This is a genomic window from Clostridioides sp. ZZV15-6598, assembly GCF_020657705.1.
In the GTDB taxonomy this organism is placed as follows: Bacteria; Bacillota; Clostridia; order Peptostreptococcales; family Peptostreptococcaceae; genus Clostridioides; species Clostridioides difficile_F.
The window spans coordinates 1-12,957 of record NZ_JAGWCS010000113.1 but is presented as its reverse complement, the minus strand read 5'-3'; the positions used below and the strand labels follow the sequence as shown (position 1 = coordinate 12,957).

Below are 12,957 nucleotides of genomic sequence, written 5' to 3'. Positions count from 1 at the left end.
TCCTATTCTAGTGTATTAATACGATAATACACTTTTTCTAAAAAAATACACTTCTACTTTAAATTTTATTTTATATTTCATTAAGTGTATTATACGATTAATACACCTGATTTGTAAACACTTTTTTATAAATTATTTGATTTTAATTTATTAAATCATGGAAATCAAAATTCAAATAATAAGTTTACAAAATCGAGCATCAAATGAGAGGATATATATTTTATGTTATGTTAGACTTGAAAACAAGCAAACAAAGGTAAGGTTATATCATCAACGAATCAAAAATCTTATATTGTACTAATACTTGATGGATTAATGAAACCATTATAAACATACTTAGGGAGGAAAACAAATGAATTATAAAATTGAAATTAAAAACATCGAATCAGTCACAGCAGCTACTATGAGTTACAATGGACCTATGACTGAAGCCACAAAATATTTTCCAAATGTATTTAAATCTATAAAAGGAAAATCAAACGGTGCACCATTCTTTTGCTACCATAATATTGACCAGGAAACTGGCATAGGAGAAATGGAATTATGTGTACCAACTTCTGAAACTCCAAATCGTATGGGTGTAACAATAAAAGAGTTTCCTAAAACAAAAGCTTTATTTTTTACCCATATAGGTTCATATAGTAATTTGCCAAAAACATATGAAATGATATTTAAATATATTCATGAAAATAATCTAACAATACAAACCCCTTGGAGAGAGGTATTTATTAAAGGACCAGGTATGCTAATAAAAGGTAATCCAGATAAATATATTACAGAAATCATATTTCCACTTAAAGAGGAGGAATAATACATGTTGGCAATTGAAATCAACAATTTAGTAAAAGAATATAAAAATGGTGTAAAAGCTTTAAATGGCCTAAGTTTTAGTGTAAAGGCTGGAGAAATCTTTTCTTTGCTTGGTCCAAATGGTGCTGGTAAATCTTCGCTTATCAATATTTTGACCACTTTTTACAAACCTACGTCTGGTAATGTAACGATGTTTGGAAAAGACTTAATAAATAATCCATCTTGGATACGCACTCAAATTGCTTGTGTGGCACAACAAGTGTCCATTGATGAACACCTGTCTCTTATGGAAAACATGATATTCCAAAGCAAAATGTATAAAGTAGAACCACAAGTTGCAAAAGAAAGAATAAACTCTTTAATTGATAAATTTGAGTTAGCTAGCTACTTAAAGTATCCTACTTCATCTTATTCTGGTGGGGTAAAACGTAGATTAGATATAGCTATGAATATGGTGTCATCTCCTAAAATTCTATTTTTAGATGAACCTACTGTCGGTATGGATGTAGATTCAAGAAAAGCTATGTGGGATATGCTACTAAAAATTAGAGATGAATATGGTACAACTATTTTTCTAACTACTCATTATCTTGAAGAAGCTGAACAACTAAGCGATAATATCTGTATTATGAAAAATGGAAAAGATTTGGCACAAGGAACACCATCTAATTTACGTAGTTATATTAAGCAAAACATCCTTCGTATCGCATTTTATGATATTGAAGATATAAAAAAATATAAAAATGATATTAAAAATACTTGCTTAGTTAAATTTATGAGTGTACGTGGAAATTCACTTTTTATAAGTGTAGAAGAGAGTAGAACTGCACTTAATTTAATAAATAAATTTCTTTTAGAGCATAGTATAAAGTTTGATGCAATAGAAATTGTAGAACCAAGTCTTGAAGATGTTTTTTTAGCATTGACAAGTTCTAAAAAAGATTTAGAGGAGGAATGGAAATGTTAAATATTTTATGGCGTAATATGAAATGGCGTTTTAAAAATCCAATTTCATTTGTAGTTACTATATTACAACCTCTTCTTTGGCTTGTACTTTATAGCTCTGTCGCAAACCAAACTATGAGCGATATGAATATCGATAATTATACAGCTTTTATACTTCCAGGTATAATTGTATTGGTTATCTTTTCATCATGTAGTAGTGGTGGTATCATCAATTTTATAATGAAAAATAGTGGAAGTTTTTATAGAGTTTTAATTGCACCTATTAGTAGATATTCCATTGTCTTTGGTCAGTTACTAGAAGCTATCCTAGTGTCTTTCATTGAAGTAGCAATTTTATGCATAGTAAGTATATTCTTTTCAGTAAAAATAGCATCTGGTATTGGTGGAATTGCTATAATGATAGTATTGATATTTATGACAGCCTTTTTTTTATCAAGCCTTGCTTATGCTATAAGTCTATTATTACCAAATGAAATAATTTATGAAACAATTATGACTGCCATTGTACTTCCTATTTTCTTTTTAAGCTCTGCTCTCTTCCCTGTTGAAGATTTATCTGGAGGATTAAAAGTAGCAGTTATGCTCAATCCATTTACCCATGTTATCAATGCTTTACGTAGCCTAATATTTGGTGAAACCATTCTAATTGGAGATATATTACCTGTTATAGTTCTATTCTTAATATTATGTTATGGAAGTTTCGCACTTGCTATGTGGAGACTGAAAAAAGAAATGGCAAACTAATCTCTATACACTAAAAAAGGTGGTATCCCAAAATGATTAATTAAACTCATTTGGAGACACCACCTTTTTAACTCATGTTACTTAAGTGTATATTTATAAATTTATACAGGAAACTATAAACTAAAGTACTTATATTTATACTTACTTATTAAACTTCTTACTACCTAACTTCATGTGAAACTTAGTATCTTTTGGAATACTTGGGTTTATACCTCTTAATATAGGTATTTCTCCACATATTAATTGTAATGGTACTATTAAGTTAAATGTTTGATAGTAATCATTATCTATAATATCTATTTTTAAGTTTTTATCATTTTCTGTAACTTCTCTACCTATAACAAATACATTTTCTGTCCATCCAGAAAGTACTTCAACCATCTTAGTTACTCTAGGCTCTTTTCCTGTATCTAATATAAATATAGTAGAATCATTATTTATAGCATTATACACACCATGTATGAACTCTTCAAACTCATATCCAGTTACAGGTATTCTCATTGTCTCTAATAATTTTAATGCTGACTCTAATGTATCTCCATATATATCAGAGTGACCTACTATTCTTATTTCTTTAGCATTAACTAACTTTTCTTTGTTTCTTTCAATCCATTGCTCAGATGATTTATATACTGATTCAAATCTATCTATTGCATCTAGTATCTTATTTATCTCTTCATTATACTTTTCACTAGATATTATTCCTTTTTCTCTAGCTATTTGAAGACCTAATAACATTAAATTTAACTTTGTGCAATAAAAACCTTTTGTTTTAGCTCCAGATTTTTCTTCACCACAATTCACTGTTAATATATAGTCAGAAATCTCATCTATTAGAGCATTTTTACAACCTGCCATAGATGCTATTTTACAGCCCTTGTCTTCAGCTAACTTCATAGCATTATATGCAGAATAACTACTTCCACCTTGAGATATCCCTACTACTAAAGTATTTTTATTATCAAGTTTAAACGTATCTTCAGTTATCATGAATGGATACTTTTCTACAACATCTATATCTAATAAATTTTGTAAATATGGTTGTACTTGCAATCCTGAGTGGTAACTAGTACCTGAACCTGTTATTATAATCTTTTTTATATCTTCTTTCTTAACTTCATTAAATAAATTATCTGCATTAGATATCATTTCTCTCATTTTAACTGGTGTTTCTAACATATAATCTTGTATTCTCATTTTGTATGCCTTCCTTATTCATATATTCAATAAATTATAATTTTATTTCTATAATAATCCTATTGCATGTAAAGCAATTCCTCCCACTATAGTGCCTAGAGTTAACTTTGTTACACTTACCTTTCTCTTTAACATGTAATATATTACAAATGCAAAGGTTAAAGGTAACATATTAGGTATTATTTTATCTAATATATCTTGTAAAACTACTTCTGCACCATTTAAATTAAATTTCAGTGGAGTAGTTATACTTAGCATTGTTGCAACCATTCCTCCTACAACAAATAAACCAACAGTCGTAGCCATAGACATTATTTTCTCCATAAGTCCTTCTCTTTGTATTCTTTCGAGAGAATTTACTCCAACTTGATATCCATATTTAAGTCCAAGTATTCTAAGGGCAAATGCTGGGATATTGTATAATAGTAGGAATAATAGAGGTCCAAATATATTTCCTTCTTTTGCAAGTGACACTCCTACTCCAGCAGCTATAATTCTAAATGTTCCCCAAAATAGCGAATCCCCAATTCCTGCAAGAGGTCCCATAAGAGCTGTTTTAACAGCACTAATTGAACTTTCATCAAATTCTGGATTATTAGCATTCTCCTCTTCCATAGCTGCTGTTATACCTAATATAGCAGGAACTACTACTGTGGTTGTATTAAAAATCTCTAAGTGTCTTTCTATTGCTTTTGCTTGATTTTCTTTTTTATTATATAACTTCTTTATTGCAGGTAACATTGAATAACAGTAACCTAAGTTTTGCATTCTTTCATAATTGAATGCACCTTGAAGAGCAAATGAACGCCAAAACATACTTCTTAATTCTTTTTTTGTTAGTTTATTCAAAGTCAATCTCTCCTTCCGTTAAAATATTAGTTGTTACTTGAGGATTTTGACTATTTTCTTTGTTATTAATATAAAAGTTTAATATAACTGCTACACAGACTCCAAACAACGCTATTGCAGTTATATCTAGTCCACCATAAGATGCTAAAAGGAATCCTATAAAGAAAAATACAGCCATCTTTTTTGAAAGTAACATATCCATAAGTAGTGCAAATCCTACTGCTGGTAATAATGTTCCTGCAATGCCTAATCCATCTAGTATAACTTTAGGTATTGCATTTATTAATGTTGTAACTTTATCAGCGCCAATCATAATTGCTAAAAAAGTTGGAACTGATGTACTTAAAAAGAATAATACTACTGGTATCCACATCATTATGGTAACCTTTTTAAAGTCAGCTTGTTTAGCATAGAAAACTGCCTTTTGAGAAAAATATGAGTTTACTATTCTAACTAATACTCCAAGAGATTGTGCTAAAACTGCTACTGGAACTGCTACAGCTAGAGCAACTTCTGCACCATTTCCTGATAATATAGCAAAAGCTGTACCTAATACACCACCTGTTACTACATCTGGAGGAGTAGCTGCACCTATTCCTGCAATTCCCATCCAAATTAATTCAAGTTGTGCACCAATCATAATTCCTGACTTTATATCTCCTAAAACTAATCCTACTAATGCCCCTGTAACTATTGGTCTATCAAACATAGACTGACCAAATATACGTCCATCTAATATACCAAAACCTGCTATAATAGCTAACATAATAGCTTGTACTAACATAGTGAACCTCCCTCTTAATTTACATTAATTACATCACATTCTTAATTTCATTTTTATTTTCTAATAGTTCATTTACATGAACAATTCCATTTCTCGCTTCCTCTAAACCTGATTTAGCTAATAGCTTTGCATCCTCTTCTGGTGATAAAAGAATAGCCAAAAGCATTGGTAAATTTACTCCTGTTAATAACTCAAATTTAAACCCCTGTAAAAGTAAATTAGTACATATATTTGCTACACTTCCACCAAATATATCTGTTAGTATGATAAGTTCTCCATTATCTTTGTTATTTGATAATATACTTATCATTTCTTTCTCAGCATCGTCTGCTGATTTATCTTTTGTCATACAAAAGTACTCAACATTACTTAATGAACCAATTATTAATTTACTTGTCTCAACAAGCTCCTTAGACAATTCTCCATGTGTTGCAATTAAAAATTTTTTCATTTTCTTTCTCCCAAATTATTTTATTAAGTCTGATAATTTTTTCTTTTTATCTCTAGGTAACATTCTAAATTCTATATCAATTCCTAAATCAGTTATTTCTTTAAAATTGTTTATATCATTATCATCAACAGCAACTAAGTCTGTCAGCTTCTTCTTTCCTTCTTCGTATCTTAATCCACCTACATTTATTTCTTTTAAAACTCCTCCTGAGTTTTTAGCTACATCTAAAGCATCTTTTGTATTTTTTACTAATACTAATACATTACTTTTCTTTGAAGAAGCAAATTTTTCTACTATTTCTCCAGATTCCTCTATCCCCCTTATATATAAAGTTACATTACTAGGCTTAGCTAAATTTAATGACATTGCTTTCATTTGATCATTTTTTGCTTCATTATTTGCAACTAATATTACATTTATGCCTAGTGATGTTGACCATCCATATGCCACCTGCCCATGTATTAATCTGTCATCGATTCTCATTAAAGATATCATTTTCCTTAAATCCTCCATTATATATTAAAATTTTTATTTTTTATTCTCTTGTTTATTTATAAAAGCAAAAAGCATGCCAACTAGTGGCATACTTTTTTTAATTTTGTTCATTTATTTTTTAATACTGTATTTTACTGAAGTGGACCATAAATAATATTATAGATATATCCTATTTCTGAAATAGATATTTGCACACTATAACTCTTTTCTAGCACACTAAATGCATTTTTTATTAGCTTAACTTCACTGTGATGGTTTTTAATTAATAAATTCATATCAGTATACTCTTCAATCTCAGCTTGTCTAACTAATCTTTCAATCATGCAACTTAAGTGAACGTATAAAGCAATTTTTTTATCATTAGGAAGTTTTTTCTTTTGATTGTTTTCTATAGCATTGATTCCTTCTTCTATTCTCTCTATTATTTTTTTTGAGTCTAAAATAGTCAGACTATCAATTACTCTAATCAAAGAAAAATTCTTTATGATAGAATCATTTATGTTTTTGATTTTTTCACTTTCTACTACTTTACTAAATATTCTAAAAACATCATCTTCTCCTTTTCCTGATATTATATCCTCTAACAGTATGAAATCTACTCCATTTACATTTGGATTCGCAGTTCCTACTATGGCCAATACATCATACATTTTAAAAAGTGGATCTTTATCTCCCATAGAAACAAGACTATCATAATCATGAGGTATTATCTTAACATCAACTATACCCATTAAACTTTCTGAAAGTAGATGTTGGATTTTTATAGCAGTACCTATTCCAGTAAAACAAGAAGATACTATAGCATACTCCTTATTTTTTTGAGGATAATACAATTGTATATTGGGCTTAATTTCTTCATCCATAATTTCTGCTATATCTTCAATGTTTTTACCTTGCATTAATAAATTGCCTACCTCTAGTGCAGAAATAGTGGATATTTGATCTATAAACAACATTGGACTACTTATTTTACTCTTTAAATCTTCATATATCAGATTAAGAGAGCCCATATCAAATAGCACAACTAGTCCATTTTTTATCCTATCGCCTTCCAAGTATCTAGACATTTGATTTGATACATCAGCAATTGTCGCGTCTATAGGCATATCTATAGCTGTAAATACATTTTTACCCAACATACGATTACATACATTTGCCATACTACTAGCAGTAGCATACCCATGTGCTATAATCATTGCATTAACTTTATTAGACTTCATTCTTATAACTGTCGACTTAATAAATATAATCATTATAATTATATCTACATTATTAAGATACATATCTAATCTATTTGCTATTAATGTCGATACTTTATTTACTATAGAGTATTCTTTGTAATTTTCTTTCTTTAAATATGTTAGTAATTTATTTTGTAAGGTTTTATATTCATCAGACAATTGATAAGACACATCCTTCAAATAAAGATACGAAGAAAATGCTAATACATTATTTCCATCATATTTTATATTGTTGTTAACTTCTAAGTTTCTAAATATATCCTGCATTATAGATATTATAAGCTCCATAAGTACATTTTTATTTTCATCATTATTTGAAAAAACTAGGTTATCCATTAATCTAATCATTAAGTTGGAACTCTTTTCACTAAAGAACTCTTTTGTTATTTCTTTTTTTTCTAGTCTATCAAAATAATCTAAACACTTTATAAGGCTTTGATATATTATGTTTCTTTTATTTTCTTCATCTGATGTCTCAATATTAAATTGTTTAGGAGAAAACACAATACTTTTGCTTTTAGCACTTTGGAACTGAAATATATCTACATTTTCTATATAAATATTTCTAGGAAGGTCTTGAAGTGTAACAAAAATATTTCCATTTCTTTTTTGGTTTTTTGCATATGCCCTTCCGCATGCATATTTTATTACATTTTTACATTCACCTATATTACCTTTGAATTTTATCTTTAAAATCGTATTTAATGTAATTTGAGTTATCTCTATGGGTAAACCAAGTACCTTACTTTCCTCATATATGAAATGTTCTATAATCTTCCTTTTTTCAATAGTTCCTCTTTCCTCTATATTGGGAACATAAATATTTATAGGTATTCTTCTTAAAAAAGTCTGCAAAAACTCAGATAAGCTTTCTGTTGTAGCAAATACTAGCCTTACCTTAGCACTTCTATTTACTCCATTCTCTCCAATTCTAGAAAATGTACCTGTATCCATAAATGTAAATAACTTTTCCTGACCTTCACTGTTTAATCTATGTACCTCATCTAAAAATAATATACCACCATCAGATTTTTCTATTAACCCAACTCTAGATTCATTTGCTCCAGTGTAAGCCCCCTTGACATGTCCAAATAGTATACTTGACAATAACTCTGGATTATTATAGTACTGTGCACAGTTTAGTACATTATATGGAGCATTTTTTTCTAATATATTGCTACTTACACTATATTTATATATTACCTTCGCTAAAAAAGTTTTACCTACACCACTTTCACCTGTTAGCATTATTGTAAGTCCATCATTTGGATAAAGTACAGCGGTTTTTATTTGCTCTATTGCTTCTTTTAGGCTACTTTCATGACCTATAATACTGTTAAATACAATCTCCTGCTTTAATAATTTACACTCATTACTAAGTTCATCAACACTTTCATAAATACTTTTTTTAGTAGGACCTATTGCATCATTTATCTTATTTTTTGGTAGAAAGATAACAGGTCTACTATTTATCTTTATAAGATTATCAGACTTTACCAAGTCATTTAATAATCTACTTGATTGAGTTCTACTTAGATTAAACTTTTTCACTATATCTTCTGTTACTATACCACTCTGTTTTTTAAGTTCATCAAAATTGTTAAATAATACCCTTTCATTTATAAAACGTAAAATCTCATTCTTCATAATCAACCTCCAATATAAATGTCAATAATACCAGTGTATCATTTATATATTAGTACAAAAATAAATTATATTTCTTTATTTTAATAAATAGTACTGCACTAATTTCATACAATCAAATCCAATTATTACCACATAAATTGAGAAAGGAGTAAATAGAAGTGTATTTTGAATAGATTAAAATCTAAAAGGATAAGTATATAATCAGTGCAAATTTAGAAATAATATACACATAGAAACAACTCTGCCTTATATTCTCCTTTATTAATTTTTTATCTATAAATAATTTTTTTCTAAGTTAATTATATATTAAGAGTCTATAAAGATGAACAATTTAAATCAGCCTTGTTGAAAATAAAAAATTTGAAAAAGAACTATGAAATATAAAAAGTGAACTCTATATCATAGAGTTCACTATAGATGATTGATTTAATTTAGTATTTCTAATACTGTATTTAATACAGCATGACCATTACAAGTACCATAGTTTACCATATCTATTACAGCTACTGGAGCTTTATCTCCAACTATAGACTTTACATCATCAAACATAAATCTAAGCTGTGGTCCAAGAAGTAAAATATCAAAATTACCAAGTTCTGATTTTATATTTCCTTCTCCAACTGCCCATATTTTACAGTCTATATCTCTTTTCTTTGCATCTTTCTCCATTTTATTTACCAATAAAGTAGAAGACATACCACCAACACACACTAATAATATCCTAATCATTAATATCTCCTTTTAATCAAATCTACATATATTTTGATTAAAAAGTATATGTAGAAAAGTTTACATTTATAACTTCCTATATTTTACTTTTAAATTATATCAAATTTTTCCAATTTTTTCACTACCATAACTCATTTTATATTTTTAATGTCCACTTTTCTACTTCTTCAGAAATATTTTCAGATTTTAATATAGCAGATATTATAGCATATCCATCACTATTTAAACATTTAAGTTTATCTATATTATCTAGTTTTATCCCACCAATCAATACAAATGGTATATCTACCTTTTCTTTAATTTCTTTGACAGTTTCAAATGATGCAGATTTAGCATCCAATTTAGTAGATGTTGTAAATATTGACCCTATACCTAAATAATCTGCACCATCATTTTTTGCACAGATAGCTTCTCCTAAGGTCCTTGCTGATACACCTAGTATTTTATCCTTCCCTATAAGCTTTCTAACTTCCTTGGCATCAATGTCACTCTGTCCTACATGTACTCCATCTGCATCACAAATAATCGCTATATCTACTCTATCATTTATTATAAACTTAACACCATGTTTTCTAGTTATTTCCCTTAGCCTCATAGCCTTTTTTAAAAATTCTTTTCCAGAAGTATTTTTTTCTCTAAGTTGCACAGTTGTTATTCCAGAAGCTATTGCGTCTTCAATACATTTATAAAAATCTCTACCTTCTAGCATTTCAGAATCAGTCACTAAATATAACTTTAAGTCTTTTTTTAAACATTCTTTATCTATCATTTACAGCCTCCTGTTGAGCATTTATTCATTTAGAAATTCAATATTAGAGTTTTTACTTATAATCTCTTCATCCATTTGATAAATAGAATTCATTAGCTTTTCTTTAAATGTACCTATTGGTGGATTATTTAAATTAGCCAACTCTCCACTTAATGACATTGTAAGTACCCCCATTGTAGCTGCCTCTAATGTATTTTTAGTGACAGCCATAAAACTTGCAATCAAGCTAGCAGTCATACATCCTGTGCCTGTAATACCTTTTAGCTTCTCAGTTCCATTATTTATTTTATATGTATTCTTACTATCAGTTATTATATCTATTTTTCCAGTTGCTACAACTATACATTCAAGCTTTTCAGAAACTTTTTTTATTATATCAGTAGAATCTTCTTCATCATCAAAAGAATCTACTCCCTTACCCATTACATCAAAACCACCTATAAATTTTATTTCTGCTATATTCCCTTTAACCACATCAAATTTAACTTCATTTAGAAGCTTATTTGTAAGTTCTGCTCTGGCTTTACTTGCAAAGACTCCCACTGGGTCTAAGATAACAGGTTTATTGTATTTATTTGCAGCTTTTCCAGCCAATAAAAACAAATCTAATATATTTGAATTCATGGTTCCTATATTTATAACTACAGCATTTGCTATACTTACCATTTCTTCTACTTCCTCATAGGAAAAACTCATAAGGGGACTTGCACCTATAGCTAAAGTTACATTAGCACAATCATTTATTGTTACGTTATTAGTATAGTGAATTACTAGTGGGTTTACTTTTTTTACATCTTCAATTAAATTATACATATTCTACCTCCATAAAATTTTATTTACTATTCAAACTTATAAAAATGATGTACTGGACCTACTCCATGACCTATATCAAAACTATTTTTTATTGCTTCTGTTATATAAATTTTACTTAATTTTACTGCTTCTTTTATTTCATAACCTAATGCAAGGTAAGATGTTATTGCAGAAGATAATGTACATCCTGTTCCATGTGTATTTTTTTTATCAATTCTTTCGCTTTTATACACTTCAAATATATTTTTACCAACTAAAATATCCACTGCTTCTCCATCTAAATGTCCGCCTTTCATAAGAACAAACTTAGGTCCAAGCTCTAATATTTTCTTTCCTACACTATTCATATCATCTACATTACGTATTTTTATTCCTGTAATTTCTTCTGCTTCTGGAATATTTGGTGTAATTATATATGCAAGTGGTATTAAATATTTAATTAGATTTTCCTTTGCTTCTGGTTTTAATAAATAATATCCACTTTTAGATATCATTACAGGGTCTACTACTAAATATTCTGGATTGTATTTTTTTAAATTTTCAACTATTTCAAGTATAATTTCTGGACTTGAAACCATTCCTATTTTTACTGCTCTTGGAGGTATATCATCAAAAACTGCCTCTATTTGTTTTTTTATTATGCTTTGACTTAAATCTTCTACAGCAAAAACTCCTTGAGTATTTTGTGCCGTTATAGCTGTTATTACACTCATTCCATATGTGCCAATTGCACTAAAAGTTTTTAAATCAGCTTGAATTCCAGCTCCTCCAGATGAATCTGAACCAGCTATTGTAAGTGTTGGTATTTTGTAATTACTCATTTATACCCTCCTAAAAATTTAATTTAAATAAATTAACTAAAAAAGCTATACCTACAATAGGTATAGCTTAGAAATTCGCATATATCACAAATAATACATACTTAAGTTTTATACTAAGCTTTCCTACGCTGGCATTATCCAGTTCAGGTGTAAGGGTCGGTATTCCTCTCAGCTCTTGGCTCCCCTAGCTACTTTAATTTATTATATTTATAACTTCATTATATTACAATAGTATTTATTGTCAAGTTTTTACACTGTATACACTTATTTACAATGTAATTAAATACGCTTACTTCAGTTCTTTTATCTCTTCCCCAATAATATAATTTTCTTTATTGTCAATTGAATCTATAAGTATATTGGGATTTTTTATTATAGATAATTTTTTATCCCTAGTTAACTTTTTTATATAGTATTCTAATTTCATTGCATTACTTTTTGTATTTGTTGCAAAGTAAATCTCTAACTTTTTAAATCCCTTTGCTCTTGTATACTTTGAATTAATCCCTAACTTATGTTCATTCATTCTTCTTGCTATATTGCTAGTATATCCAGTATATAGAGAATCATCTTTACATCTTATAATATATGTAAAATACATCTTAATTCACATCCTTAAATTAAATATATAAACATTATAT

14 protein-coding genes and 1 riboswitch are annotated in these 12,957 nt (G+C 28.4%); of the genes, 3 read left to right on the top strand and 11 right to left on the bottom strand.

From position 1 onward, the window contains the following. The first annotated feature begins 352 nt into the window (after positions 1 to 352). From KGF50_RS16770 to KGF50_RS16760, 3 genes are read left to right on the top strand one after another with little or no spacing between them, the layout of a single operon-like run. Positions 353 to 811: a GyrI-like domain-containing protein gene (locus tag KGF50_RS16770; protein ID WP_227849129.1), complete on the top strand. Its 459-nt coding sequence runs from the start codon at positions 353 to 355 to the stop codon at positions 809 to 811. A gap of 3 nt (positions 812 to 814) precedes the next feature. Then, a complete protein-coding gene (locus KGF50_RS16765; RefSeq protein ID WP_227849128.1) occupies positions 815 to 1,777 on the top strand; it encodes an ABC transporter ATP-binding protein in 963 nt (320 codons plus the stop codon). After that, on the top strand, positions 1,765 to 2,520 hold the full coding sequence (locus KGF50_RS16760; RefSeq protein WP_255655047.1) for an ABC transporter permease: 756 nt from the start codon (positions 1,765 to 1,767) through the stop codon (positions 2,518 to 2,520). The genes KGF50_RS16765 and KGF50_RS16760 overlap by 13 nt, the downstream gene beginning before the upstream one ends. A gap of 141 nt (positions 2,521 to 2,661) precedes the next feature. Here KGF50_RS16760 and KGF50_RS16755 read toward each other — a convergent pair whose 3' ends face one another. The 11 genes from KGF50_RS16755 to KGF50_RS16705 form a co-directional block, all read right to left on the bottom strand. Next, a complete protein-coding gene (locus tag KGF50_RS16755; RefSeq protein ID WP_227849126.1) occupies positions 2,662 to 3,717 on the bottom strand; it encodes an SIS domain-containing protein in 1,056 nt (351 codons plus the stop codon). A 48-nt stretch (positions 3,718 to 3,765) separates the two neighbouring features. Next, complete coding sequence (locus KGF50_RS16750) at positions 3,766 to 4,566, bottom strand: PTS system mannose/fructose/sorbose family transporter subunit IID (protein ID WP_227849125.1); 801 nt, start codon at positions 4,564 to 4,566, stop codon at positions 3,766 to 3,768. Then, positions 4,559 to 5,350, bottom strand: a complete 792-nt coding sequence (locus tag KGF50_RS16745) for a PTS sugar transporter subunit IIC (protein WP_227849124.1) — start codon at positions 5,348 to 5,350, stop codon at positions 4,559 to 4,561. Before KGF50_RS16745 ends, KGF50_RS16750 begins: the two co-directional genes overlap by 8 nt. Positions 5,351 to 5,378: 28 nt before the next feature. After that, entirely contained in the window at positions 5,379 to 5,801 is a 423-nt protein-coding gene (locus KGF50_RS16740) for a PTS mannose transporter subunit IIA (RefSeq protein WP_227849123.1), read from the bottom strand. A 15-nt stretch (positions 5,802 to 5,816) separates the two neighbouring features. Continuing rightward, a complete protein-coding gene (locus KGF50_RS16735; protein WP_227849122.1) occupies positions 5,817 to 6,296 on the bottom strand; it encodes a PTS sugar transporter subunit IIB in 480 nt (159 codons plus the stop codon). A 131-nt stretch (positions 6,297 to 6,427) separates the two neighbouring features. Then, positions 6,428 to 9,184 carry a sigma 54-interacting transcriptional regulator gene (locus KGF50_RS16730; protein ID WP_227849121.1) on the bottom strand — a complete coding sequence of 919 codons (2,757 nt, stop codon included), beginning with the start codon at positions 9,182 to 9,184 and terminating at the stop codon, positions 6,428 to 6,430. 426 nt (positions 9,185 to 9,610) lie between these two features. Next, complete coding sequence (locus tag KGF50_RS16725; RefSeq protein ID WP_227849120.1) at positions 9,611 to 9,913, bottom strand: PTS sugar transporter subunit IIB; 303 nt, start codon at positions 9,911 to 9,913, stop codon at positions 9,611 to 9,613. Positions 9,914 to 10,049: 136 nt separating this feature from the next. Then, positions 10,050 to 10,682 (bottom strand): thiamine phosphate synthase, encoded by a 633-nt coding sequence (gene thiE, locus KGF50_RS16720; RefSeq protein WP_227849119.1) that lies wholly within the window; start codon positions 10,680 to 10,682, stop codon positions 10,050 to 10,052. 21 nt (positions 10,683 to 10,703) lie between these two features. Continuing rightward, entirely contained in the window at positions 10,704 to 11,495 is a 792-nt protein-coding gene (gene thiM, locus KGF50_RS16715; RefSeq protein ID WP_227849118.1) for a hydroxyethylthiazole kinase, read from the bottom strand. A 26-nt stretch (positions 11,496 to 11,521) separates the two neighbouring features. Beyond that, positions 11,522 to 12,316 carry a bifunctional hydroxymethylpyrimidine kinase/phosphomethylpyrimidine kinase gene (gene thiD / locus KGF50_RS16710; protein ID WP_227849117.1) on the bottom strand — a complete coding sequence of 265 codons (795 nt, stop codon included), beginning with the start codon at positions 12,314 to 12,316 and terminating at the stop codon, positions 11,522 to 11,524. A 103-nt stretch (positions 12,317 to 12,419) separates the two neighbouring features. Next, a riboswitch (TPP riboswitch) is annotated at positions 12,420 to 12,512 on the bottom strand. Positions 12,513 to 12,605: 93 nt separating this feature from the next. After that, the gene (locus KGF50_RS16705) at positions 12,606 to 12,917 is read right to left on the bottom strand and encodes a GIY-YIG nuclease family protein (RefSeq protein ID WP_227849116.1); all 312 of its coding nucleotides are present in this window, start codon (positions 12,915 to 12,917) and stop codon (positions 12,606 to 12,608) included. Positions 12,918 to 12,957: the final 40 nt, after the last annotated feature.